Genomic DNA, 26,532 nt, shown 5'->3' on the forward strand with positions numbered 1-26,532 from the left:
TGCACAAGGTGTGCCTACAGCAATTGAAAACAGAGGCAACTTTGTGCTCATGATACAAATAGCATCATATTTTGTTATATGATGTCTTATTTAAGTATCTAGATACCACCAGTCCCATAGAGAGAATGGGTGTCTATATTCTTTATTTCGAATTACTGGGTCAATATTTTGTATTCCCAGAGCATCAAACTTTTTCTTATAACGCGTTTGACCATACTTTGTCTCCGACAGAATTAAAGCCTCCTGAAAATTCTTACGATAACCTCGACTCCCAGACTTGAATCGCGCAAGCCCCAGCAGGTAATGAAAGCGATGGTCATTTTTTTCTAGAGAAATTGCATCCTTGATGTTTCGGATTGCTGAAGCGTAATCTTTTTTTGAGTAAGCTGCCTGAGCACTGGCATACCAGTAGTAAGGGTTTTGTTCACGGTAATTTTGTAACTGTTTAGAGAGAATCTGGGCGGACTCCAAATCTCCCCTCTCCCTGAGCGCCCTTTCCATATTATTCAATGCAACCATATTATGGCTGTCCAGTTCTAGAGAGACTCTATAAGTGCTGATTGCCAGATTTCGGTAGCCTGCAGATCGATAAATTGCACCTAGATTACTCCATAGATTTGAGGAATCAGGCGACAATAATAATGCCTTACGAATATAGAGAAAGGCCTGTTTGAAGTTCCTCTCTGAAAGGAAATCTACTGATAAATTACTATAGAATTTAGAAAATGCTTCCGAGTCATCTAACACCTCCCCATGATAATTTGATTCGTAGTCAATAAAATTAAAATCCAAAACCTGTTTTTTACTTCCTAGGTCTGAAATAGTATTGATGTGTTGATAAACATAGGTCTGCTGATCCTCCAAGTATCGAGTTTCTGGAACAAATACCTGATTAAAGTTTATTTCTATTCCGAGTTCCCTAACCATGGCAACCATAAAAGCACTAAAGGCCATACAGTTGCCCCTCTTTTCCAAAAACACTTCAGAGGCATTTAAAGTGGCATTAGCTTCATAAAAAAGAGAGAAATTAATTTCCTGCAACTTTAGCAAAAAATTATTTAACCGGTCAGTATCGTCTTTACCTTTTATTTCATCTAAAAACATTTCCATTTCGGAATTTATTGCCAAAATATCAACTTCTGGCAGATCATTAATTTTTACAGGCTCTCCAATTAAAATAGAACCAGATAAAAGCTGCTTTTTAGAAAACTCTGAAGGTGGTAACAAATCGACAATAGATGGTTGAACTGAACAAGCTGACAGCCAAACAGTGAAAAATGAGAGGGCAGTTATTTTTTTTATCATCCAATCCATAAGCTTATCTTCTTTTTATAAAAAGTAAGAAATACATTTTTACCATAATTGTCAGGTAATTAAAGCTTTACGAAATAGAAAGTATTTTTATTTTTTTCCTAAAGATAACTCTACGCCCTCAGCATAACTAGAGTCGACTTGGGAAAAAAGTACCAATTGTCGCTGTACTATCTCATCCGGAACTCCGGCCATGGCTCTGGCAATATTGCCAAAGAGTCTCTGTTTTTCGGCGTCATCAAAAAGATTGAAAAGCGCCCGCACTTGGCCGTAATCATCGTCGCCCTCGCGATGATCGTAGCGATCGGCAGCACCGGAAAGCTTTAGTGGCGGCTCCTTGGCACTGGAGTCTTGCTGCGGGCCGTTGAAACTGTTGGGTTCGTAATAAGCATCGGGATTGCCTGTGCGAATCCCGCTGGTATTCATCTCGCCGTCTCGATAGTAGTTATGCACTTGGCATTGAGGTGCATTTACAGGAAGACTCTCATAGTGAGTACCCAAACGATGGCGATGGGCATCGGCATAGGAAAACACTCGCGCTTGTAGCATTTTATCCGGGGAGAAACTAATGCCCGGTACTACGTTTGAGGGAGAGAAGGCTGCCTGTTCCAGTTCGGCAAAATAATCATCGGGGTTGCGATTCAACTCCATTTCGCCAATCTCAATCAGCGGGTAATCCCCATGTGGCCACACTTTGGTGAGATCGAAAGGGTTGTAATTTGTCTTGACAGCATCGGCCTCGGGCATTACTTGTAGCTGTAGACTCCACTTGGGATAGTCACCCTTCTCAATCGCACCAAACAGGGCTTCCTGATAACTCTCGCGAGTGCGGCCAATCACTGACTCCGCTTCGGCATCGGTATGAAATTTGTGCCCCTGGCAGGTCTTGAAATGGAACTTCACCCAGAAGCGCTCGCCGGCACTGTTCCACAGAGAGTAGGTGTGGGAGCCGTAACCATTCATATGCATAGGTGAAATTGGCAGGCCGCGATCTGAAAACAGGATCGTAACTTGGTGCAGGCTCTCTGGAGATAGCGACCAAAAATCCCACATGGCTGTAGGGGAGCGTAAGTGCGTGCGGGGATGACGTTTTTGCGTGTGGATAAAATCGGGAAACTTATAGGGGTCGCGTACGAAGAAGACCGGGGTGTTATTGCCCACCAGATCCCAGTTGCCGTCTTCTGTATAAAACTTGAGGGCAAAGCCGCGCACATCGCGCTCGGCATCCGCCGCCCCCAACTCTCCGGCTACAGTGGAGAAGCGGGCTATCATTGGTGTTTCAGCACCGGGCTGCAATACCTTGGCGCAGGTGTACTTGGCAATATCTCCGCTAATCCGCAGAGTACCGTAAGCTCCCCAGCCCTTGGCATGTACCGTGCGTTCGGGAATCCGCTCACGGTTTTGATGAGCGAGCTTCTCCAGCAGTTGATAATCCTGCATCAATAGGGGGCCACGTGGTCCGGCGCTAAGGCTATTTTGGTTATCCGCGATGGGTGCGCCAGCATCCGTGGTGAGCTTGGAATTATTCGCCATGACTTGCCTCCTGTGTTCGAGTCCACAGAGTATTAACGCAGCGCTTTGACTTCGCGAATCGTTCGGCGGCTGGTCCTTCAGGGGAGGATTCAGGTGGCCACGCCTTCTTTCTGGAGACAACAGGCAGCTCCCTGAGCCGTCAATTGATAACCACCGGGCAGCTGCTCCAATAGCTCTAGCAACTCCATTTGCAATAGCAGCGCCATCAGTTCACCCGCCGGCTCCCCAGTATCCACGGCCAACTGCTCGATACTGCGAGGCCCTCCCTGCAGGGCTAATAACACTGACAGCTGCTGATTATCCAGCGGGGTATTGCTTAGGGGCTCACTATCCGCGGGCTCCGCTAACAGCCCCCCCAATTGCCCAGCGATATCTGCGCTGGTCTCCACCAAAGTTGCCCCCTCGCGAATCAGGTGGTGACAACCCCTGGCCATCGGGTTGTGGATGGAGCCGGGGATAGCGAAAACCTCTCGATTTTGCTCCAACGCCAGCCGCGCAGTGATTAGCGACCCCGATCGCATCGCAGCCTCCACTAGCAGCACCCCCATAGAGAGCCCACTGATAATCCGGTTGCGACGCGGGAAGTTTTTCGCCTCAGCGCCACTGCCGAGTGGAAGCTCACTGACAATGGCGCCACCCGCGCCCAGGATTTCTTCCGCCAGGGCGCGGTTCTGACGCGGATATACAGAATCGACACCGCTGCCCAGCACCGCAACTGTGGCTCCCTGTCCCCGCAAAGCACCCTGGTGCGCGGCCGCATCCACCCCCAGTGCTAACCCCGAAGTGATGGCAAAACCGGATCCGGCGAGCTCCATGGCAAAACTGCGGGCGTTATCCAGGCCAGAAGTCGTGGCGCGACGCGCACCGACAATGGCGATTTGGGGCAAGCTGAGAGCAGCAGCTTCGCCCCGTACATAGAGTATTGGCGGTGGTCGCGAGATCTCTGCGAGCAAATTCGGGAAACCTGCATCACCGTGGTACAGCAGCTGCACGCCGATTTGTACACAGCGGGCGCGCTCGGCTGCCACCCACTCCAACAATTCGCTCTGCAGGCCAAGACGACAACAATCACGCCACTGGGATTGGGCCCGCGGCGGTAGTTTGCTCAACAAAGTTGGGGGGAATTGCAGTAAGGCCCGATCGGGGCTGCCAAAGTGCTCTAGCAGCTGCCAGTAGCGGGCGGGCCCCAGGCCCTCTAAACGCAGCAGGGCCATACTGGCGGTCAACGCATCCATGCGGGCTCACCATTTCGTCTGTTTTACAGGAAGGGTTGTATTCAGATTTGCGGCGCTCCAAACAGCAAGAGGCGCCGCTCGATTTCAATACTTATTTAGGGGTTGCGCACCGAGTCCATCACCACCAAGGGGCGATCAGCTTCGAGAATAAGCGCCAGGCTCATCTTTTCAAAAGTGCGGAAAACCATCATCTCACCAGCGCGCTCATCGGGCAGCTTCACGCTGTCTCCGGCGATACGATCGCGCACTACAGAACCGCGCTTATAAACTGCCATCACATTGCCAGGCACTATGCCATCGCGCTCACCCAGATTGAGGATAACTACGTCGAATTTACCAATCTGAGTCACACCCTCATCGACACCAACAATCAACCCATTCACTGTCACGGCCGGGGCACTGGGGTGAAAGAGTGCATCGATAGAGCGCTCTTCCACCGGCATCAAATGATCCTCGAGACGGATCTCGCGGGCGGTGCTGGCCACGCCCAGGGTGGCGACGGAGAATCCAGGGCGGTTATCCGGGTCCAGCTGTAGCAAATCCACTTCACCTATCCCAAGAGCCTGGCGTCCCAGAGTCTCATTGCTGACGGGGTCCACATACACCGGGCCCGGGCGGTAGAGACCGTAGGAGGCCAGGGGCACTTCAAAATCACCGCGAGCATAGATGGTATCGCCGGCCCCCATCAAAATGTGGTTATCGGAGCCGGACACAATATAGGGCGTACCTTCGAAGGCATTGGGCTCGACGATACGGGTGCGCGAGAGGAAGGCATTGATGGCATCGAGGGGAATCGCCGGAATCGCATCCTCCACCGCCTCACGGCGGATCTGCGGCGTTAAGCGGTTACCATTAACACCGGGGGACAATTGATAAGCCCGTGGGCCGCGCTGCAGCTGCAGTTGCGGCTGGCCATCCACATACACCAGGCGCAGGCTGTCGCCGGGGTAGATCAAGTGGGGGTTTTCAACCTGGGGGTTTACTTGCCAGATCTCCGGCCAATACCAGGGCTGTACCAGAAATTCACTGGAGATATCCCAGAGGGTATCGCCCTTTTGCACAACATAGGCATCCGGATGGCTGGGGTTCAGGCGCACCTGATCCTGCGCTTGGGTGCCAAGGGCGACCGCCAACATCGAGACGGCGGCCAGGATTATTTTTTTCATGGAAGCATTCCTATGCTCTTTATCGCTATAATTCTCAGCGCCGAACCACCCTTCTACAGGAAATGTGGCCGGCCCCGGGCGCAAGGCGCCAGCGAAAATCGGGGTCCACTCGGTAAATATTGAGCGCGATCATAATGTTATCAGCGCACGTTCAACGAATACTAGAAGTTTGTCACAGGTGTTATGGCTAAACTCGAGATACTGGAATTTCCCGATCCGCGCCTGCGTGAGATCGCCAAACCCGTCGCAGAAGTTACCGACGCACACCGTCAACTGCTGGACGACATGTTCGAAACCATGTATGCCGCACCTGGCATAGGCCTCGCCGCCACCCAGGTCAATGTGCACGAGCGCGTCGTGGTGGTGGATATTTCCGAAGACAGCAGCGAGCCGTACGGATTTATCAACCCGGAGATCGAAGTACTGGACCCGGAGATCCACCAGTACGACGAGGGTTGCCTGTCGGTACCCGGTTTCTACGAGACGGTAGAACGCCCGCGCAGGGTGCGAGTCAAGGCGCTGGATCGCAACGGCGAACCTTTTGCCATAGAGGCAGAGGGGCTGCTGGCAGTGTGTATCCAGCACGAAGTTGACCACCTGGATGGCAAACTGTTTGTGGATTACATCTCCCCACTCAAGCGCAACCGCATTCGCTCCAAGCTGGAAAAGTCCCAGCGCCGACGCGCCTGATCTATAAAAACTGGCCGCCGGCAGGCCCGGCGCCATCTCCATCCCTCGATCTGAGAATCCGCCAGTGAATATCATTTTTGCCGGCACGCCGGACTTTGCCGCCGTGCATCTGCAGGCGCTGCTCGACAGCGACCACACTGTCATCGCCGTTTACACCCAACCGGACAGGCCGGCGGGGCGCGGTAAGAAACTGCTGGCCAGCCCGGTCAAGCAGCTGGCCCTCTCCCACGATATCCCCGTGTATCAACCTCAGAGCCTGCGCGACCAGGCAGCGCAGGAAGAGCTGACGGCACTCGGCGCCGATATCATGGTGGTGGTGGCCTATGGACTGATCCTGCCGCAAGCAGTGCTGGACACCCCGCAACTGGGCTGTATCAACGTACACGCCTCCCTGCTGCCGCGCTGGCGCGGCGCCGCTCCCATTCAGCGCGCCGTCGAGGCGGGAGACAGCCACAGCGGTGTGGCAATCATGCAAATGGAAGCCGGGCTTGATACGGGTCCGGTACTGGTGGAGCGCCGCTGTGACATTACTGAGCAAGATACGGGAGGCAGCCTGCACGACAAGCTCGCCGAACTCGGCGGCCCGGCTCTGATTGAAGCCCTAGCGCAGCTGGCCTCAGGCGTCGCCAAGCCGGTGACTCAAGATGATGCTACAGCCAATTACGCTAATAAAATCAGCAAAGAGGAAGCGCGCATCGACTGGCAGCGCCCGGCGCAAGAATTGCAGCGCCAGATCCGCGCCTTCAATCCCTTCCCGGTGTGTTGGACTACCTATAGCGAAAGTAAAGGCGAACAACGCCTGCGTATCTACAGCGCCAGCCTGGAACGCGGCTGCCACAGCAATACGCCCGGTACCATTCTAGCCAGCGATGACGAGGGTATTCTGGTCGCCTGTGGTCGCGAAGCCCTGCGTCTGCAAGTACTTCAGCTACCCGGTAAAAAAGCGCTGCCCGCAGCGGAAATTTTGAAAGGCTACCGGGCGCTGTTCACTCCCGGCACACAATTGGGATCACTATGAGTAGAGATGTACGCGCCGAAGCAGCCCGAGTGATGGCCGCACTACTGGAAGCGCAAGGTTCACTGGCACGCCTGTTACCTAAAGCCGAAGACAAGGTTGAGGAGCGCGACCGCGCCCTGCTCCGCGAGCTGTGCTACGGCAGTGCCCGCACCGCCCCGCGCCTGCAACTGATCGCTACCAAGCTACTGCGCAAAACCCCCAGCGATAGCCTGGTGAGCGCACTGATCCTGCTGGGCCTGTATCAACTGGAATACACCCGCATCCCCGATCACGCTGCTATCTCTGCCACGGTCAATGCCGCCCGCAGTCTCAAGCTGGATCGCGCCACTGGCCTGATCAACGGCGTACTGCGCAACGCTATACGCGAACGCGAGCGTTTGCAGCGAAAATTGTCCGGCAACCCCCAGTTCAGCTCTATGCACCCCGCCTGGATGCAACAGGCGATCAAAGCCGCCTGGCCAGTGCAAGCGTCGGAGATTTTTCGCGCTAACAATACCAATCCCCCCATGACCTTGAGGGTCAACAGCGCGCGCATTTCCCGCGAGGATTACCTGCAGCAGCTCGACGAGATCGGCCTGTCCGCCGAGGCCTGTACCCTCTCTCCGGTTGGCATCACCCTGCTCGAAGCAGTTCCTGTGGGAATTCTGCCCGGTTTTGCCGAGGGCCTGGTGAGTGTGCAAGATGAATCCGCCCAGCTGGCAGCGCAACTACTGGCACCCTGTGAAGGCGAGCGGGTGCTGGATGCCTGTGCCGCGCCGGGAGGCAAAAGCTGCCATCTATTGGAGCAGCAGCCCGCTATAGAATTGAGTGCCCTCGATATCGAGGAGGAGCGACTCGATCGGGTGCAGGAAAACCTCGAACGTTGTGGCCTCTCCGCACAGTTAATTTGCGCTGATGCGGCTGCGCCGGATGCCTGGTGGGATGGACAGCAGTACGACCGTATTCTGCTCGATGCACCCTGCTCTGCCACCGGGGTGATTCGCCGCAACCCGGATATCAAACTGCTGCGCCGTGCCGAGGATATCGCCGAGCTGGCCAAGCTGCAGGCTGAAATTCTGCGCGCCACCTGGGCACTGCTCAAACCCGGTGGCAGTCTGTTATACGCCACCTGTTCAGTGTTACCAGCCGAAAATAGTGAAGTTGTCGCCGCCTTCGTTGCGGAGACCGACGATGCGAGCGACAATACCCCGCAACTGCTGCACGGTAAGTCCTGGGGTGAAAAACAAGTTGCTGGAATGCAACTGTTACCCCATAACGGTGGCGGCGACGGTTTCTACTACGCTCTGCTCAGCAAGGCCGAATAACAGCAGCGCTAGCCGCGAGTCTCATCCGATATGAAAATTGTCATTCTCGGCGCCGGCCAGGTGGGCGGCTCACTGGCGGAGGCTCTGGCCTCCGAGCGCAATGATATTGTGCTGGTGGACAGCGACGAAAAAACCCTGCGCGAGTTGCGTGATCGCATTGATATTGGCGTGGTTAACGGCCATGCCTCCCATCCCGATGTGCTGATGAATGCCGGCATTGAGGATGCCGATATTCTGGTGGCGGTCACCAATAACGATGAAACCAATATGGCAGCCTGCCAGATTGCCCATTCATTGTTCCGTGTGCCCACCAAGATCGCGCGTGTGCGCGCCTCTTCTTATCTGCAGTACCCCGAGTTATTCGACAACCAGGCGATTCCCATCGACGTTTTGATCAGCCCCGAGCAGCTGGTTTCCGAATATATCGCACGCCTGATGGAACACCCCGGCGCGCTGCAGGTGCTGGATTTCGCCGGCGGTCGTGTGCAGCTGGTCACTGTATTGGCAGTTCAGGGCGGTCCTCTGGTAGGCCATCAGCTGCGCTATCTGCGCGAGCACATGCCCAAGGTGGATACCCGTGTGGCGGCCATCTACCGACGCAACCGGCCGATCATTCCCCAGGGGGACACGGTGCTCGAGGCCGGCGACGAGGTATTTTTTATCGCCGCACGCGCCGATATCCGTGCGGTAATGAGCGAGTTGCGCCGCCTGGAACACGGTTATAAGCGCGTGGTAATTGCCGGTGGTGGCAATATTGGCCTGCGGCTCGCAACCAAATTGGAAAACCGCTACTCGGTTAAAATTATTGAGCGCAGCCATGAACGCTGCGTATTTTTATCCGAGGAGCTGTCCCACACCATTATCTTGCACGGCAGCGCCTCGGACCAGGAGCTGTTGTTGGAAGAAAATATTGAGGACACCGATGTTTTCCTCGCACTCACCAACGATGACGAAGCTAACATCATGTCATCGCTACTGGCCAAACGCCTGGGCGCGCGCAAGGTGATGACCCTGATCAACAACCGCGCCTACGTGGACCTGGTGCAAGGCGGGGAAATCGATATTGCCATTTCGCCCCAGCAAAATACTATCGGCAGCCTGCTCACCCATGTGCGCCGCGGCGATATGGTTAATGTGCACTCTCTACGTCGCGGTGCCGCCGAGGCGATCGAAGTTGTCGCCCACGGCGACGAGCGCACCTCCAAGGTGGTAGGAAAGAAAATCGAGGATATCGATCTGCCCGAGGGCGCCTCCATCGGTGCCATAGTGCGCGAAACAGAAAATGGCAGCGAAGTGTTGATGGCGCACGACGATGTAATTGTGCAAAGCGACGATCACGTGATTGTATTCCTGGTGGATCGCCGCCAGACACGTCATGTGGAGCAGTTGTTCCAGGTTGGCTTCGGCTTTTTCTAAATCATATTTTTTATTGAATAGTCCGGCGATTACAAACTCCGCCGTCCAAATATATAAAGTAACAACAGATAACAGGCTGACAGGCGCCAATGCGAATTGCGGTAATTGCGCGAGTTTTCGGAATTCTCCTCACTGTGTTCAGCCTGACACTGCTGCCACCGATCGCCGTGTCCCTGTGGTATGAGGACCATACACACAACGCCTTCGTTATTGCCTTTGTGATCACTCTGGTGACCGGCTTGTTTATGTGGCTGCCGGTGCACGATCTACGCCAGGATCTGCGTACCCGCGACGGCTTTGTGGTGACTTCGCTATTCTGGCTAATCCTCGGCAGCTTCGGCTCCCTGCCGTTTATTATTAGTCCGCAGCCGGACCTGAGTATTACCGATTCGATTTTTGAGTCGATTTCCGGGCTCACCACCACCGGCGCCACCGTAATTACCGGCCTGGACTCCCTGCCTCCAGCCATCCTCTACTACCGCCAGCAGCTGCAGTGGTTTGGTGGTATCGGCGTAATTGTTATTGCACTGGCAATCCTGCCCATGCTTGGCATCGGTGGTATGCAGCTGTACAAAGCGGAAATACCCGGCCCAGTGAAAGATACCAAGCTGACACCGCGTATCGCCGAGACGGCGCGGGCACTGATCGTGATTTATGTAATCCTGACCATTCTGTGCGGCATCGGTTACTGGTGGGCGGGCATGACCGTGTTCGATGCCGTGGGACATGCCTTCTCCACCGTGGCTAACGGCGGCTTTTCCACCCACGATGCCAGTATGGGCTTCTACGCTCACAACCGGGCCATTATGGTGATCTGCATTATTTTCATGTTCACCGCAGCAATTAACTTTGGCCTGCATTTTTATGCCTTCCGCAATAAAACCCTCAAGCACTACTGGCGCGATTCCGAATTTCGTTTCTACGTAATGCTGATTTTGGGGGCCGGCCTGTTGATCAGCTGTTATCTGTGGATTCTGAATATCTTCTCACCAGGCAACAGTCTGCTACACGGTTTCTTCCAGGTGGTTTCTATCAGTACCACTGCCGGCTTTGCCTCTGAAAACTTTTCCGCCTGGCCGGTATTCCTTCCCTACGCATTGCTTCTTCTGGGTATTCTCGGCGCCTGTGCCGGCTCTACCTCCGGTGGTATCAAGGCGGTGCGCGGCATGTTGATTATGAAATCCGGTATGCGCGAATTGAATCGACTGGTGCACTCCAATGCGGTGATACCCATTAAGATCAACCGCAAGATCGTACCCGATCGGGTAACCGATGCAGTGTGGGGCTTTTTTGCCGTCTATGTGCTGTCGTTTTTCATTCTCTCGATTATTGTGATTGCCACCGGCGAAGATTTCGTCACCTCTGTGACAACGGTGGCCTCCTGCCTGAGCAATATCGGCCCGGCTCTGGGTGAGGCCGCATCTCACTACGGTTCAGTCAATGAGGTGGCCAAGTGGTTTCTGATCCTCGCCATGCTGATGGGACGCCTGGAAATTTTCACCCTGCTGGTGCTCCTAACTCCCGCCTTTTGGCGCCACTAATTTGGCGCCAACGCCGCAAGTCAGATCGAATAGCAATATTTTTTAGTTTCTGCCACAGTTGTTCTTTACAGGAAGTAATCAATAAGAACATGGCTGTATGAGCAGAAACACCAGTGAGCTGCTCGGTCAGTTGAAAATTGACCGGGATACGGCTCCCAATGATTTACCGTCATCGTCCCGAAAAACCCTGCTGGCGGCTTCCACCGGTGCAGTCGCCGGCCTGCTAGTTGGTTTTTTTGGCGCCTCCCTCTTGGCCGAAGACCCACCCGCAAGCCCTAACACAATCCCAACTCCCGCCAACACACACACTACGCCATCTGCCCCCTCCAGCGCACACCTGGAGACGGTGTTGAATGCCTCCGGATATATCACCGCCCGACGCATGGCTACGGTGTCAGCAGAGGTGATGGGACTGATCAGCAGTGTAGATGTCGAGGAGGGTATGCAGGTACAGGAAGGTCAAGTACTAGCCCGCCTCGACGACGTCAAAGCGCGCGTCAGCCTGGCATTTGCCCGTGCGCAGATTCAGGTACTGCAAGCCCAGGAAGCCAGTATTCTCGCCAAGCTAAAAGAAGCAGAGCGTCAGTACCGGCGTTTCGCTGGCTTGCGTGAAAAAAACTACTCCAGCAAAGCACAACTCACCCAGAGTGAGGCCACTGTTGAAGGCTTGAGAGCCGATTTAAACAGCGCTCGGGCAAATATTGAGGTGGCTAAACTGGAAGCCGAGCGACAGCGGGAGCGCTTGGAGGATCACACGATACGCGCGCCCTTTGCGGGAATCGTTACACAAAAAAATGCTCAGCCCGGCGAAATTGTCGCACCCAGCTCCGCCGGAGGCGGTTTCACCCGCACCGGTATCTGTACCATTGTGGATATGAACTCCCTGGAAATTGAAGTGGATGTCAACGAGGCATTTATCGGCCGGGTCTCCACTGGTCAAAGGGTAAACGCGAATCTTGACGCCTACCCTGAGTGGGATATTCCCGCCACGGTGGTGGCAATTATTCCAACCGCCGATCGCGCCAAAGCTACAGTGCGTGTGCGTATCGGTATCGATCAAAAAGACGCCCGTATCCTACCGGATATGGGGGTGAAGGTCGGCTTCCTGGCCGGGGAGGAAGTCGCTCTTTAACGGCACAGACTACGGCTCTAATTATTCATTAAAAAAGGAAATTACAGATGTCTGAAGATGTGTTGTTTCAGTTAAAAAATGTCGGCAAGAGTTTTATCAAAGGTAAAGAGAAAATCTCTATTTTTGACGATCTCAATATGAGTATTGAGCGAGGAGATTTTGTCGCCATTATGGGGCCTTCCGGCTCCGGAAAAACCACTCTGTTAAATATGCTCGGCGGTGTCGATCAACCCACCAGCGGGGAAATTTGGTTTGATGGTACCCGCATAGACTCCCTCAATGAGAGCGCCCTAACCCGTTGGCGCGCGCAGAATATTGGTTTTATTTTCCAGTTCTACAACCTGATGCCGATGCTCAATGCCCAACGCAATGTAGAACTACCGCTACTGTTAACCAAGCTCTCCAAGGCACAGCGACGCAAAAATGTAGAAACCGCCCTCGCTTTGGTGGGCTTGAGCGATCGCGCCAAACATATGTCCAGTGAAATGTCCGGCGGCCAGCAACAGCGGGTGGCCATCGCCCGCGCAATTGTCTCGGATCCAAAACTCATTCTGTGTGACGAGCCCACCGGTGATCTCGACCGCGCCACCGCCGATGAAATCCTGGAGATGCTGCAACTACTCAACCGCGATCACGGCAAGACCATTGTCATGGTTACCCACGACCCGGCCGCAGCCAAATACGCCAAACGCACCCTGCATCTCGACAAGGGGCAATTTGTGCAGAGGGAAATAGTGGCATGAACGATCTCTATTTAATTTATAAAAACATGACGAGGAAACCTCTGCGGTTATTTCTCACCTGCTTTGCAATTTTTATCGCTTTTTTAATTTTTGGCGCAGTGACCAGTTTGAAATCTGCACTCAATTCCAGTGTGGAGTTATCCGCTGATAATCGCCTGGTAGTTTTTAACCGGATTAATTTCACCCAATCGCTACCCATCTCTTATTTCCAAAAAGTCGCTGCGGTCGAGGGAGTAAAAGATGTCACTCACCTGAACTGGTTTGGCGGTTATTATCAGGAACAAAGTAGACAAATTGTCTCGCTAGCAGTGGACCCCGAATCCTATTTACGCGTTTACGAAGAAATAGTGATTCCGGATGAGCAAAAACAGGCTTGGTTTAACAATCGTCAGGGCGCACTGATAGGTGAGAAACTCGCGCAAATATATGGCTGGAAAATTGGTGACCGGATCCCTATCTCCTCAAATATATTTACCCATAAAGATGGTGGCTATACCTGGGAGTTTGTAGTCTCAGGTATTTTTAAAGGGGATACCGAGCAGTACGATACTCGCCAAATGTTATTCCATTATAAATACTTCATGGAAACTCAGACATTTGGCAATGATTGGATAGGGTGGATGGCACTCACTACTGACGATCCCTCTCTCAATGAGAAAGTAGCCAAAACCATTGATGACAGTTTTGCCAATTCGCAAAGTGAAACCGATACCAGTACGGAAAAATCCTTTAATAAAGCTTTTATCGAGCAAATTGGCAATATCGGTTTGATTATTTTCTCGGTGGTTTTTACCGCGTTTTTCACCATTCTGATTGTGGTTGGCAATACCATGGCCTTGGCAATTCGCGAGCGCACCGGCGAGATAGCTGTACTCAAAACCCTGGGCTTTTCCAGCGCACGTATTTTTCGCATGGTGCTATCAGAATCCCTGTTGGTCGCATTTATCGGCGGTCTCTCCGGACTCGCTGCGGCCTGGCTGTTAGTTGAAGGAATAAAAACCTTTCTCGCCCGTTTCCTGCCCAACTTGATTCTCGATGGCGATATCGCTCTGCAGGCGCTGTTTTTTATGCTACTGCTGGGAATTATTACCGGCTTGCTACCGGCTTTTAACGCGCTGCGACTGAATATTGTCTCGGCATTTAATCGTCAGCCCTAAATACATCAGATCGAGTTCCTAACAACTGTAGGTGCCCGATTGATCAAGCCCAACCGGAGGAAAGCCAATGGGCTCTCTAATTGCACAAATTATTTCAGTGACCCTGATGAACCTGGGCAGCCTGCGCCGGCGCCTGTGGATGTCACTGGCGATGGTACTGGCCTCGGCGGTGGTGGTGGCAATACTGCTGGCATTTCTCGCCATGGCCAAAGGCTTCGAAGAAACTATGCGCGGCGCCGGTTCCAACCAAATCGCCATCCTGATGCGCGAGGGTTCCTCCACCGAGCTCAACTCGGTGATCCTGCAGGATCAGGTCAACCTGGTTAGCGAATCTGCAGGAGTCGCCCGGGACGCCAACGGCCCACAGGTTTCACCGGAACTCTATGTCATTGTGGATGGTATCAAAAAGTCCAGTGGTACCGAGGCCAATATCCCCCTGCGCGGACTCAACCAAACCGGTATGGCCATGCGCACCAACATGCACTTAACCGAAGGCCGTATGTTTGTTCCCGGAACCAATGAAATGATTGTCGGCGAGGGCGTACTGCGGGAATTCAGCGGTTTCGAGATTGGCAAGGAAGTGCGCTTTGGTAAAAACCTGTGGACAGTTGTCGGAGTTTTTTCCACAGGGGGCAATATTTTTGAAAGTGAGCTGTGGGCAGATATCAAAACAATCCAGAGCCATTACAACCGTGGCAGCAGTTATCAGTCCATTCGCTTGCAACTGGACAATGACGACGGCCTCGCATCGGTCAAGGAAACCATTGCGCGGGAACCGCGCCTTAATCTCGAGGCGCAGACCGAGCGAGAATACTTCGCCAGTCAGGGTAAACAACTGCAGTACATCGCTACCTTTGGCTGGATTATCAGTGCGGTGATGGCCCTCGGCGCCCTGGCTGGTGCACTCAATACCATGTACACCTCAGTGGCGGACCGTGCCAAGGAAATTGCCACCCTACGCGCCCTCGGCTTCAGTAATTTTTCCGCTTTCTGCGGCACGATTGCTGAAGCGATGGTACTGGCGGTGGCCGGTGGACTACTGGGGTCATTGGCCGCCTACTTGTTCTTCGACGGCCTAAATACCTCAACCCTGGGCGGCAGTTTTACCCAGGTGGTGTTCAGTTTTGAAATGTCCCCAGACCTGTTCGTGCAGGGCGCCGTGTTGGCGCTGGTAATCGGCTTTGTCAGTGGTTTTTTCCCCGCCTGGCGCGCCGCGCGTATGCCGGTAATTGTGGCATTTCGCCACGCGACGTAAATTTTACCTAGATGCCGATAGACAAAGGGGCCGCTCAGGCCCCTATGTTTGTTTGCGGTAAATTTTACTCTTGCCTTCCGGCTGTCTGCGAAAGCGCTTGTATTCCCACTGATACTGCTCCGGCGCCTGGGCGATGCAGGCCTCCACACCGCGGTTCATCGCCGCCAGGGATACTTTTTGCTCTTCACTGTAAATCGCTTTTTCTGCGGGGACAAAAACCAGCTCAAAACCGCCTTCTATACGCTTGCCAAACCCAAAAACCACATGGCACTTGGTGCGCTGTATCAGATTGTGCACCAGGGTCATAGTCAGGGCCGGGCGCCCAAAAAACGGGGCAAAGTCACCGCCCATATCCGGTTCCTGGTCGGGAAGAATCAGGGCTAAATCTCCAGCCTTCAATGATTTAAGCAGCGCGCGTACACCGTGCACATTGGTGGGCACCATCTTGCCGCCGGTTACTTCGCGCCCGCTGCGAATCACCGGGTCCAGGGCTTCTATTTTTGGAGGCTGGTAAAGTACAGTACAGGGGGACAAGGTACCCACATACAGGCCGAATATTTCCCAGTTGCCAGTATGCGGCATTAACACAATGGTGCCGCGCCCATCGGTCTCACCGGCGTTGAGTAACTGCTGATTGCGCACACGAACAATGGCATTTTCATTTTTTGCCCAGGGCGTATTCCACAGTGACGCCATCTCAAAACCCGCCATGGCCGTGTTGATCACACTCTCCCTTGCCAGCTTTTCGCGCTGTTTGGGGTCCATTGCCGGATAGCAGAGTTTGAGATTAATACGGCTCAGGCGCAGGCCTTCGGAACGAGTCCACACAACCATTTTGCCAGCAAACCAACCCAATCGCCGCGACCAGTGCAACGGCAATTTGCCGATGATTTTCAGTGCCGCTACAGCAAGGCGCCCCTTAATATCCACTCACTACTTCCTATACAAAAACCACTTTAAAGTGGTCGTGTTGCCCAAGTATGGCCATTGAAACCTCTTGACGCGGCTATAGCGCTTTAAGCGCAGCAGTCGCTGCCGCTATAATTGCGTCCCTTTGCCCACAGCAGATACTGATCCGGAGATAGCGGTGTCCAAGCAATACGATCTCAGTACCTTCCAGGGACTTATTTTTGCCCTACAGGATTATTGGGCGCGCCAAGGGTGCGTCATTCTACAGCCTCTGGATATGGAAGTGGGCGCCGGCACCTTTCATCCGGCCACTTTCCTGCGCGCCATAGGCCCGGAAAACTGGAATGCGGCTTATGTACAGCCCTGCCGCCGCCCCACCGATGGCCGCTACGGCGAGAACCCCAACCGCCTTCAGCACTACTACCAATACCAAGTAGTGATGAAGCCATCCCCGGACAATATCCAGGAATTGTACCTCGACAGCCTACGCGCCATGGGCGTAGACCCGGCTATCCACGATATCCGCTTTGTGGAAGATAACTGGGAATCCCCAACCCTGGGCGCCTGGGGCCTCGGCTGGGAAGTTTGGCTGAACGGTATGGAAGTCACCCAGTTTACCTACTTCCAGCAGGTGGGCGGCCTCGAGTGCTACCCGGTTACCGGCGAAATCACCTACGGTCTCGAGCGTATCGCCATGTACCTGCAGGGGGTCGAGTCTATCTACGATTTAGTGTGGACCCGCAACCCGGACGGCAGCCCCGTCACCTATGGCGACGTTTTCCACCAGAACGAAGTGGAAATGTCCCACTACAACTTTGAACACGCCGATGTGGAGTTCCTGTTCGCGACCTTCGATCACTGCGAGCGTGAGAGCACACGCCTGATTGAGCTGGGCCTGCCGCTCCCCGCTTACGAGCAAGTTATGAAGGCCTCCCACGCCTTCAACCTTCTGGATGCGCGCCACGCCATCTCAGTGACTGAGCGCCAGCGCTATATCCTGCGCGTACGCACCCTGGCCCGCGCCGTGGCACAGGCTTACTACGATGCGCGCCGCGCCTTAGGCTTCCCCATGGCAGATGAAGCACTGCGGGCAGATATTTTGGCGGAAGACATCGAGCAAGAGGAGAAGCAGTAATGGCTCAGGATTTTCTGGTAGAGCTGGGCACCGAAGAGCTGCCACCCAAAGCGTTACACAAATTGATGAGCGCTTTCGCCGATGGTATTACCCAAGGCCTCAAAGGTGCCGAGTTGTCTTTTGGCGAAGTGAAAGCTTACGCAGCCCCCCGCCGCCTGGCGGTAGCGGTGTTCGGCTTGGCGGATAAGCAGCAAGACAAACAAATTGAAAAGCTGGGCCCGGCCGTCAAAGCCGCCTTCGATAAAGAAGGCAAGCCCAGCAAGGCCGCAGAGGGTTTCGCCCGCAGCAACGGCGTAACCGTTGAAGAGCTGGGACGCAAAGAGACCGACAAAGGCGAGCGCCTGGCCTTTATCAGTGAACAGAAAGGCGCTGAAACTGAATCCCTGTTGGCTGGTATTGTCGAAAAGGCACTGGCTCAGCTTCCTATTCCCAAGCGCATGCGCTGGGGTGCGCGCCGCGAAGAGTTCGTGCGCCCGGTGCACTGGCTCGTTATGCTGTTTGGCAACAAGGTCGTAGATGGTGAAGTACTCGGCTTGAAAGCCGGAAAAATCAGCCGTGGTCATCGCTTCCACTGCAATCGGGAACTGGAGATCCACTCCGCCCACGACTATGCACAGGTTCTGCGCGAACCCGGCTACGTCATGGCAGATTTCGCCGAGCGCCGCGAAGCCATTCGCGCTCAAGTTATTGCCGAAGCCAATAACGTCAATGGTGAAGCGGTCATCGACGACGACCTGCTCGACGAAGTCACTGCGCTGGTGGAGTGGCCTGTCGCCCTTACCGGCCGCTTCGAAGAGCGCTTCCTGGAAGTGCCCGCTGAAGCCCTGATCTCCTCCATGAAGGAGCACCAGAAATATTTCCACGTAGTCGATGAAGACGGCCAGCTATTGCCGTTCTTTATTACCGTATCCAATATCGAGAGCCAGGATGCCGCCCAGGTTATCCACGGCAACGAGCGGGTAATCCGTCCGCGCCTGGCGGATGCTGCCTTCTTCTTTGAGACCGACAAGAAGACCAGCCTGGAATCACGCCGTGAGAAACTGCGCCAAATCGTATTCCAGCAGCACCTGGGTAGCGTCTACGACAAGACTGAACGGGTAGCTGCCCTGGCCCGCACCATCGCTGAGAAAACCGGAAGCAACGGCGACTGGGCCGAGCGCGCCGGCCGCCTGTGTAAATCGGACCTGGTTACCGAGATGGTGTTCGAGTTTGCCGATATGCAGGGCATCGCCGGCTACTACTACGCCGAAAACGACGGCGAGCAGTTGGATGTGGCCAAGGCCATGTACGAGCAGTATATGCCCAAGTTTGCTGGTGACGAGCTGCCCGCCAGCGACACCGGTACTGTAATTGCCCTGGCAGATCGCCTGGATACTTTGGTCGGCATCTTCGGCATAGGCCAACCCCCCAGCGGCTCCCGCGACCCCTTCGCCCTGCGCCGCGCCAGCCTGGGCATCATCCGCATCCTCGTCGAAAAGCGCCTCGATCTGGACCTGCGAGAATTGCTGGAATTGGCCCGCGACAACTACCCGCGCACCGCCCTGGGTGAATACGACAAGGTGGTAGAGCAGACCCTGCAATACGTACTGGAGCGCTTCCGCGCCCGCTACGAGGATCAGGGCATTGCCGCCGAGGTATTTATGTCTGTTGCCGCGCGTAAGCTGTCGCGCCCGCTGGATATCGACAACCGTGTGCACGCGGTTAACGCCTTCAGCCAGCTGCCAGAATCCGGTGCTTTGGCCGCCGCGAACAAACGCGTTTCCAATATCCTTGCCAAGCTGGATGGCACAGTGCCCAGCAGTGTCGATGAAGCACTATTGCAGGAGGAAGCGGAGAAAGCCTTGTTCGCCGCAGTACAGGTTGCCCGCACAGAAGTTGAACCGCTGTATCGCGATGCGCTTTTCGCTGAAGGACTCGCCGGCCTGGCGGGCCTGCGTGAAACCGTGGACAACTTCTTCGACCATGTGATGGTAATGAGTGACGACGAGCAACTGCGCAACAACCGCTTGGCTCTACTGGCCCAGCTACGTGCACTGTTCCTCGAAGTTGCCGACATCTCCCTGTTGGTTCCAGCCAAGTAATAGCGACTTGAAGCGGGGCTCTGCGCCCCGCCTCAACGAAACAGGCGAATCGACATGGCAATAATTCTTCTTGGCCGCGATGGGGTCATTAATCAAAACCCCAACCAGTTCGTAAAATCCGCAGACGAATGGCAGCCCCTGCCCGGCAGTATTGAAGCACTGGCTGCGCTCAGTCAGGCTGGCCACCAACTGGTGATTGCCACCAACCAGAGCGGCCTGGCCCTGGGCCAGTTTGACTTGGATGACTTGGAGGCGATACACGCCAAAATGCGTTCCCAGGTAGAGGATGCAGGCGGTGAAATTGCCGCGATTTTCTACTGCCCCCATGGGCCCGAAGACAACTGCCGTTGCCGCAAGCCCCAGGCGGGCCTGCTGGATGCCATCGAAGCGGAATTCGACACCAGCTTGCATGGCTGCTATCTGCTCGGTGATAAACTGGCCGATTTACAGCTGGCCTTGGTCAAGGGGTGTAAGCCGGTACTACTAAAAACCGGTGCAGGCGCAGAAACCCTGCAACAGCTAGTAGAGAGCCCCGATCCGCGTCTGGCGGAAACCGCTGTGTTTGCCGACTTAGCCAGTTTCAGCCTGTTTCTAGTGGGCCCCTGAGCCCACTGATCTCTCTTTTTCAGCCCTCTAAATTTAGTGAGCTTTTCCAATCTCGAGGAAAAGCGTCATCAGAAACCCTCTCCACTACTGCGCCACCTCGCATTTGTGACTTACGTTTTTTTCTTTCTCGCCAGTTAGCAAAAATAGTACAAAACAATGACTATGACGCCAGTTTATTGAGTCCTGCGACACATTACTTTAAAAGCGAGTAACAGGTCGGGTGGCTTTATCCCAGTGAAAGCGCGCTCTGCCAGACCAAGGATGGCTTGTTGGGTGTCAGTGACATTGGATAAACAGCGCACTTTCTCTCCCACCTCTACCCGCCTGTTAAAATAAAAAAATGGGACAACTCAATGAAAAGAAAAATAATTTCCTCGCTTATTGCGGGCCTGCTTTGCTCTGGCAGTAGTTTCGCAGCCTCAGTAGCAGACACGCTCACCCCCGAAATCCAAAAGAATAAAAAGGTCTATATCGTACAGCTCGATGGCGAGCCACTCTCCACCTACAACGGCACAGTCGCGGGCCTCTCCAGCGCTAAGTCCAATGTACGTCGCAAGGCTGACCCGCGCAGTAGTAGCTATCGCCACTACTCCGATTTTCTCAAAACACGACGTCAACAGGTGCTTTCCGCGGTGCCCGGCGCACGCAAAGTGCATGAATACAAGGCGGCCTTTAACGGCTTTGCCGCAGTTATGAGTGAAAAGGATGCCGAAGCACTGCGTAGCCATAAAGATGTGAAAGGCGTCTGGGAAGATCGCCTGCTGAAAATGCATACCGATTCCACTGCAGACTTCCTCGGCCTGACAAATACACCCAGTCCCTGGCTCTGGGGAATCACCGGTGAGGATGTGGTCGTGGGTGTAATCGACTCGGGTATTCATCCAGAACACCCGAGCCTGATGGATGTTCCAACGCCACGGCAGGGTAATCGTGGCGTCAATATTTCCTATGGTCCGGTGCCTGAATCCTTTATCGGTGAGGGCTGTGAGTTTGGTAACACAGACTTTAACCCCGGTGACGCCGCCTTTACCTGCAATAACAAACTGATCAAGGCCAAGTCTTTTTCAGACGCCTTCCTCTCCAACAAGACTCTGGCGGATTACGAGTTTCTCTCTGCACGGGATGCGGACGGACACGGCACCCACACCGCCACCACTGCCGCAGGAAACTACGGTGTAGTGACCCCAGATGGGAAAACCCTGACCGGTATGGCGCCGCGTGCCCGTATCGCGGCCTATAAGGTGTGCTGGGATGCCCCAGACCCGGACGATAGCGGCTGCTCCTCGGCAGACTCCATGGCTGCTATTGACGAAGCCGTGGCCGACGGTGTGGATGTCATCAACTTCTCAGTGGGTGGCTCCAGTACCGTTTTTACCGGTGCTGATGAGATCTCCTTCCTGTTTGCCGCCGATGCGGGCGTTTTTGTTGCCACTTCTGCCGGCAATGATGGCCCAGGCCCACAAACAATGGGCACGCCTTCCGGTGTCCCCTGGATTACCGCAGTGGCGGCTGCCGAAGACGACCAGAGCTTTGGCACGGCCCTGCAGGTGGATGCCCCTGAAGCGGTTGTGGGCACCTACGATGCCCGTGAAGGCAACGGCCCGATCACTATGGAAGATGCAGGTCTGCTATCGGCACCTGTTGTTGTGGGTGCCCCTCTGGAGGCCTGCTCCGCACTCACCAACTCCGAGGCCATTGAAGGCAAAATCGCGCTGGTGAAGCGTGGGGGATGCTCCTTCAGTACTAAATACAACAATGCTGCAGACGCCGGCGCAGTGGCCATTGTTGTCTATAACGACGGCAGTGCTGTAGACCGTATGGATCCGATCGTTATGTCGGCACCGGATACTACGATCCCCGGTGTGATGATTCGCCATGCAGATGGCGCCATGCTGGTTGAGAATTCAGGGGTCACGGGCACCCTGGATCCTGAGCTGAAGATTTCCCGCGAAGACCGCATCGCCAGCTTCTCTTCCCGCGGCCACAACGTGGGTGCGACGGATATTATCAAGCCGGATGTGGCAGCACCGGGCGTAGGCATTCTCGCCGGTACTTCACCGGTGCTGAGTGGCGGCAACCTATTCGCCGCCAAAAATGGCACCTCCATGGCCAGCCCCCATGTCGCCGGTATTATGGCCCTGTTAAAACAGGCTCATCCGGACTGGAGCCCGGCCATGGCCAAATCCGCACTGATGAGTACGGCGCGCACCGACCTGCAAAAGTCCTTCGGGCCCGAAGTCGCTGACCCCTTCGATATTGGTGCAGGGGCCATAGTGCCCGCCGCGGCTTTCGACCCTGGTCTAGTCTACGATGCCGATTTCAACGACTATCTAGCCTTCCTCTGTGGCGCAGAAAATCAGCCGCAGATTATCGAGGCCAGTACCTGTGAGGGACTGGTTTCCGCTGGCTATTCTTTGGATTCCAGTGATCTCAACCTGCCATCAATCGGCATCGGTGAATTGGTTGGCACCCAAACCATCAAGCGCCGTGTCACCAGCGTCGGCCGCGGCCAGAGATGGTATTGGGCTTCTGTAGAGGCACCCGCAGGTGTCGAGGTCAGTGTTAACCCTAAAACCCTACGCCTTAGAGAGGGAGATAGCGCCGAGTTTAAAGTTACCTTTACGGTTACCGAAGAAGCGGCCATGAACGAGTGGGTATTTGGCGAATTAAGCTGGAAATCTGTTAGTTTACGCCAGGAAGTACGCAGTCCTATCGCTGTACGCCCGGTTCCACTATCCACAACTCAGAAGATCAGTGTCGATGGCAGCGATGGTGCAGTAAACCTGCCCGTACAATTTGGTTATAACGGCAACTATCAAGTGGATATCAACGGCTTGGCGGAAGGCGTACCTTTCCCTGGTAGCGTTGAGGATGGAGAAAACCAGCTGATTTTCTTCGATATTCCGGAGGGTACAAAGCTTGCCCGCGTAGCCTTATTTGATGCGGATGTGGGCGATGGTAGTGGCAGCGACGACTTGGATTTACAAGTCTACGGCCCCGGCCCCGATTTCCCAGAGGTGGGCACCAGTGGCTCACCGACTTCCGCTGAATCTGTCGATTTGGTCAATCCCGCCGCAGGTCAGTATGCGGTATTCGTAGTGGACTACGCCTCTGCGGAGGGCCCTACGCCATTTACCCTATTTAACTTTAACCTGAGTGGAGACAACGGCAATACCCAGCTCACAGCTCCGCCGCAGGCACAAATAAATAGTAGTGGCACTATCAATCTGGAGTGGCAGGATCTCTCCCCAGGTACCCGAGCCTTGGGAATTCTCAGCCACGGTAACGGTGAGACTGTATTTGCCGAAACCGAGGTTATGGTGAATACCCAATAGAAAGCCATTCCCTCCAATGATTGACAGAGAGGGGGGTATTTTTAGAAACCGGCCGAGCTATTGGTCTTGGCCGGTTTTTTTATTTACAACGTAATTTACCCTGTTGCCGAATAAAAGCTTCAGCAATATCCATTGAGATACGACCAAAATCCCAAAAAGCTTTTGTTTTACGATTGATATTTACTGCCACTGACAGGTTGTGATCCGGCATAATCATCAACCAGCTTTGACTGCCGCGGCTGACACCACCATGATTAGCATGACGCACTATTCCCACAGATGGAATTTCTTGTTCTCGGTACCGCCAACCCAACGCATAGTGCTGCTTATTGACCTCTCCATTAGCAAGCTTTTGTGGGGACCAAAAAACTTCCCGAGTTTCAACAGCTAAAAAGTTGTCGTCAAGATAGTGTGCACCCAACTTTACCAGGTCAGTGGGTGTGGAAATAAAACCACCTCCCGGCAGACGATGACTTAAATCCACCGGTCGCCATTCACGTAGGCGAAGTTCATCCCCGCTTAAACCATTACTTTTATAGAAACGGGCAATGTTTCTTTCCATATTGCCATTTAATGGAGAGACTTCAGTATTTTTCATTCCGGCAGGAATAAAGACTTCGTCTTCCATCACATTCAAATAGCTTTTTTGCTCTGAACCAGCCAGAACGGCTCCCAGAAGAACAGTGCCCAAGGTGCTGTAATTAAAATTTGTGCCTGGCTGGAATAACAATTCACTATTGTCAAAAATTTCCAGGGCCTGATGCATGCTGTCGTAATGAGTGTCCAGTGCCAGTGTCTTATACAAACCAAGCCAATCAGAATTCTTCTTATAATGTGGTAAACCCGACATATGAGAGGCCAACTGGCGTGGAGTTATCTCTGCCCATTCCGGGTTGGGCAATGCTTCTAGGTAGTTTGATATTGAACTGTCAAGATCAACACTTCCCTTCTGTGCCAAGCGCGCCAGAGCTGTTCCAGTCAGAGCCTTAGAGGTACTGCCGATACGAAAACGAGTCTCAGTGGTAACAGGTATTTGCTCTTCCAAATCTGCCCATCCAGATGCGCCCGCCCAAACAAGCTTGCCACAAGCCGAGACTGCAGCAGAAATTGCAGGAGAACCTATCTTCTGGCGATGCTTTTCAATGGCTTTAAGCGATTGATCTGCTGCCAGTTGCAGCTCTTTTTGGTAAAGCTTTTGTGTCGATGGTGCCTCGGTGGCTAACGCCTGCCAACCAAATGGACTAAGTGGTAACGAATCCAGAGACCAGGCATAAAATTGATAAACCGGCCAGAGCAAATAGCCAATACAAGACAGCAGGGCAAAGATACCCAACACAAACTTTTTATTTTTCATCTGATCTATCTATTTAGCCCCTAAGCCATATCTGCGAGATCTAACGGTTAACACGTACCCAAAAATTTTGAACCTAGAATTATTACATTGCAGCTATTGGAACAAGAGACACACTTACGACGAATTCTGACATTTTAATTGGGGAGCAATCTAAGAAAGTGTTTTTCCCATACTGTGACTATTCATCTTTTTTAGTTGAAAAAGCAGTCATTCAGGAGAATTAAAAAATTATCAAAAGGCCAATAATTCATTTAATTCTCAATTGAACACAGCCGAACCCAAAATAATATTATTTCACGATGGATTATGAGTTTGCCTTTGTAGTTTTTAATTAGTGAAATCGCCGACGAAACTCACTGGGAAGTATGCCTTTATGTCTGCGAAACGTGCGTCTCAATTGCTCCTGGGATTGAAAGCCACAGAGGCAGGCTATTTTTTCCTGCGACAGGTTTTGTTCAGACAATAATTGGCAGGCTTTTTCCACACGGATATTTTCGACAAAGCGCGCTGGGGTCACTCCCAGCTCCTTGAGAAAGCAGCGGGAAAAATTACGGGGACTCATAGCAGATTCCTGTGCCAATTTTTCTACTGTGAGAGACTGATTCAAATTTTGGTAAATCCACTCCACAAGCCTGGCAAAGCGATCACTCTGTTGCTGATTCATCAAGTGGCTGCTGTATTGCCGCTGGCCGCCATCTCGCTTGAGATAGAGGACCATGAGTTTGGCGATTGCCAGTGCCAAACTACGCCCGTGATCTTCCTCGACTAACGCCAGAGCGAGATCAATACCCGCGGTAATACCGGCCGAGGTATAAATATGATCATCACATACATAAATCGCATCAGGGTCTACTTCAATATCGGCAAACTGCCGTAGCTCATCCACATTTGCCCAATGGGTAGTTGCTTTATGACCAGCCAGCACCCCAGCCTTAGCCAAAATCAAAGCACCATTACAAATTGAGCCCATCCGTTTAACCACCTGTTTTTGTTCACACAGCCAGTCGAGAATGTCTGTTTGGGAATAGAGGGCTTTATAACTTCCAGGCGGCCCACCACTCATCAACAGGGTGTGGATATCTTTCACCTCTCGATATCCACAATCCGCATACAGCTTTACACCCGTGCCCATCTGTACCAGCCCGGATTCTTCAGCCAATAACTGGATTTTGTAAAAGTCAGAAGGGTATCGCCCCTCCTCACGGAGGAGATGATTGGCCAGAGCAAAAACCTCCAGTGGCCCAGTCACATCCAAGCTGGAAGCGCCCGGATAGATAAACATGGCAATTTGAATAGACTGGTCCTGAGTCAATTTCATTGATAGAGTTTTCCACAATGCCAACAAGGCACAATTTTATCTTGGCGGTAAATTCTGCCGATTAATTCGCACTTTACCAACCATTTCTGCTAAATACCCATCCTTCTGCAGAAGTTGTGGCTACATTTATTGTCGAGAACACATTATGTTTGTAAGTGCTCACATCCTAGTGAGCTACTCTGCTTACTGGATATCTGAATTCCTGTGGGTTATCCACAAAATGAACCAATAGCTAGTTATTCACACTTTTACTCGTACTTTGCTCTTTGATCACTGCGCATCGATCCTGTTTA

At 53.4% G+C, this 26,532-nt stretch carries 20 protein-coding genes; 13 read left to right on the top strand and 7 right to left on the bottom strand.

The window, feature by feature from the left end; genetic code table 11:
- Positions 1–90: 90 nt before the first annotated feature.
- The 4 genes from ACJJIV_RS10870 to ACJJIV_RS10885 form a co-directional block, all read right to left on the bottom strand.
- Positions 91–1,314, bottom strand: a complete 1,224-nt coding sequence (locus ACJJIV_RS10870; RefSeq protein WP_444888971.1) for a transglutaminase domain-containing protein — start codon at positions 1,312–1,314, stop codon at positions 91–93.
- An 87-nt stretch (positions 1,315–1,401) separates the two neighbouring features.
- Positions 1,402–2,844, bottom strand: coding sequence for a catalase (locus ACJJIV_RS10875; protein ID WP_444888972.1), 1,443 nt, complete (start codon positions 2,842–2,844; stop codon positions 1,402–1,404).
- A gap of 89 nt (positions 2,845–2,933) precedes the next feature.
- Positions 2,934–4,079, bottom strand: coding sequence for a DNA-processing protein DprA (gene dprA / locus ACJJIV_RS10880; RefSeq protein WP_444888973.1), 1,146 nt, complete (start codon positions 4,077–4,079; stop codon positions 2,934–2,936).
- A 95-nt stretch (positions 4,080–4,174) separates the two neighbouring features.
- Complete coding sequence (locus ACJJIV_RS10885) at positions 4,175–5,245, bottom strand: LysM peptidoglycan-binding domain-containing protein (protein WP_444888974.1); 1,071 nt, start codon at positions 5,243–5,245, stop codon at positions 4,175–4,177.
- Between the two features lie 183 nt (positions 5,246–5,428).
- Here ACJJIV_RS10885 and def point away from each other — a divergent pair, with 183 nt between their 5' ends.
- The 9 genes from def (at position 5,429) to ACJJIV_RS10930 (ending at position 15,501) form a co-directional block, all read left to right on the top strand.
- Positions 5,429–5,935, top strand: coding sequence for a peptide deformylase (gene def, locus ACJJIV_RS10890; RefSeq protein WP_444887632.1), 507 nt, complete (start codon positions 5,429–5,431; stop codon positions 5,933–5,935).
- A gap of 64 nt (positions 5,936–5,999) precedes the next feature.
- On the top strand, positions 6,000–6,953 hold the full coding sequence (fmt, locus tag ACJJIV_RS10895) for a methionyl-tRNA formyltransferase (RefSeq protein ID WP_444888975.1): 954 nt from the start codon (positions 6,000–6,002) through the stop codon (positions 6,951–6,953).
- The gene (rsmB, locus tag ACJJIV_RS10900; protein WP_444888976.1) at positions 6,950–8,257 is read left to right on the top strand and encodes a 16S rRNA (cytosine(967)-C(5))-methyltransferase RsmB; all 1,308 of its coding nucleotides are present in this window, start codon (positions 6,950–6,952) and stop codon (positions 8,255–8,257) included. Before fmt ends, rsmB begins: the two co-directional genes overlap by 4 nt.
- A gap of 30 nt (positions 8,258–8,287) precedes the next feature.
- On the top strand, positions 8,288–9,673 hold the full coding sequence (gene trkA, locus ACJJIV_RS10905; RefSeq protein ID WP_252083983.1) for a Trk system potassium transporter TrkA: 1,386 nt from the start codon (positions 8,288–8,290) through the stop codon (positions 9,671–9,673).
- An 89-nt stretch (positions 9,674–9,762) separates the two neighbouring features.
- Positions 9,763–11,214, top strand: a complete 1,452-nt coding sequence (locus tag ACJJIV_RS10910; RefSeq protein ID WP_252083982.1) for a TrkH family potassium uptake protein — start codon at positions 9,763–9,765, stop codon at positions 11,212–11,214.
- 97 nt (positions 11,215–11,311) lie between these two features.
- Positions 11,312–12,346 carry an efflux RND transporter periplasmic adaptor subunit gene (locus ACJJIV_RS10915; RefSeq protein WP_444888977.1) on the top strand — a complete coding sequence of 345 codons (1,035 nt, stop codon included), beginning with the start codon at positions 11,312–11,314 and terminating at the stop codon, positions 12,344–12,346.
- 47 nt (positions 12,347–12,393) lie between these two features.
- Positions 12,394–13,089, top strand: coding sequence for an ABC transporter ATP-binding protein (locus ACJJIV_RS10920; RefSeq protein WP_444883271.1), 696 nt, complete (start codon positions 12,394–12,396; stop codon positions 13,087–13,089).
- Positions 13,086–14,246: an ABC transporter permease gene (locus ACJJIV_RS10925; protein ID WP_444888978.1), complete on the top strand. Its 1,161-nt coding sequence runs from the start codon at positions 13,086–13,088 to the stop codon at positions 14,244–14,246. Before ACJJIV_RS10920 ends, ACJJIV_RS10925 begins: the two co-directional genes overlap by 4 nt.
- Before the next feature lie 67 nt (positions 14,247–14,313).
- The gene (locus ACJJIV_RS10930) at positions 14,314–15,501 is read left to right on the top strand and encodes an ABC transporter permease (RefSeq protein ID WP_444887627.1); all 1,188 of its coding nucleotides are present in this window, start codon (positions 14,314–14,316) and stop codon (positions 15,499–15,501) included.
- 42 nt (positions 15,502–15,543) lie between these two features.
- Here the strand turns inward: ACJJIV_RS10930 and ACJJIV_RS10935 are convergent, their stop codons facing one another.
- Positions 15,544–16,431: a lysophospholipid acyltransferase family protein gene (locus ACJJIV_RS10935; protein WP_444888979.1), complete on the bottom strand. Its 888-nt coding sequence runs from the start codon at positions 16,429–16,431 to the stop codon at positions 15,544–15,546.
- Positions 16,432–16,588: 157 nt separating this feature from the next.
- Here ACJJIV_RS10935 and glyQ point away from each other — a divergent pair, with 157 nt between their 5' ends.
- The 4 genes from glyQ (at position 16,589) to ACJJIV_RS10955 (ending at position 23,567) form a co-directional block, all read left to right on the top strand.
- Positions 16,589–17,545: a glycine--tRNA ligase subunit alpha gene (glyQ, locus tag ACJJIV_RS10940; RefSeq protein ID WP_444883267.1), complete on the top strand. Its 957-nt coding sequence runs from the start codon at positions 16,589–16,591 to the stop codon at positions 17,543–17,545.
- Positions 17,545–19,626 (top strand): glycine--tRNA ligase subunit beta, encoded by a 2,082-nt coding sequence (gene glyS / locus ACJJIV_RS10945; RefSeq protein ID WP_444888980.1) that lies wholly within the window; start codon positions 17,545–17,547, stop codon positions 19,624–19,626. The genes glyQ and glyS overlap by 1 nt, the downstream gene beginning before the upstream one ends.
- Before the next feature lie 54 nt (positions 19,627–19,680).
- On the top strand, positions 19,681–20,232 hold the full coding sequence (gene gmhB, locus ACJJIV_RS10950; RefSeq protein WP_252083974.1) for a D-glycero-beta-D-manno-heptose 1,7-bisphosphate 7-phosphatase: 552 nt from the start codon (positions 19,681–19,683) through the stop codon (positions 20,230–20,232).
- Between the two features lie 353 nt (positions 20,233–20,585).
- Positions 20,586–23,567: a S8 family serine peptidase gene (locus ACJJIV_RS10955; RefSeq protein WP_444888981.1), complete on the top strand. Its 2,982-nt coding sequence runs from the start codon at positions 20,586–20,588 to the stop codon at positions 23,565–23,567.
- Between the two features lie 79 nt (positions 23,568–23,646).
- Here the strand turns inward: ACJJIV_RS10955 and ACJJIV_RS10960 are convergent, their stop codons facing one another.
- Together ACJJIV_RS10960 and ACJJIV_RS10965 are read right to left on the bottom strand one after the other, a co-directional pair.
- On the bottom strand, positions 23,647–24,921 hold the full coding sequence (locus ACJJIV_RS10960; protein WP_444888982.1) for a serine hydrolase domain-containing protein: 1,275 nt from the start codon (positions 24,919–24,921) through the stop codon (positions 23,647–23,649).
- 331 nt (positions 24,922–25,252) lie between these two features.
- Positions 25,253–26,239, bottom strand: coding sequence for a GlxA family transcriptional regulator (locus ACJJIV_RS10965; RefSeq protein WP_444883263.1), 987 nt, complete (start codon positions 26,237–26,239; stop codon positions 25,253–25,255).
- Positions 26,240–26,532: the final 293 nt, after the last annotated feature.

This window comes from Microbulbifer mixtoriginis (SeqCode) (genome assembly GCF_052466765.1).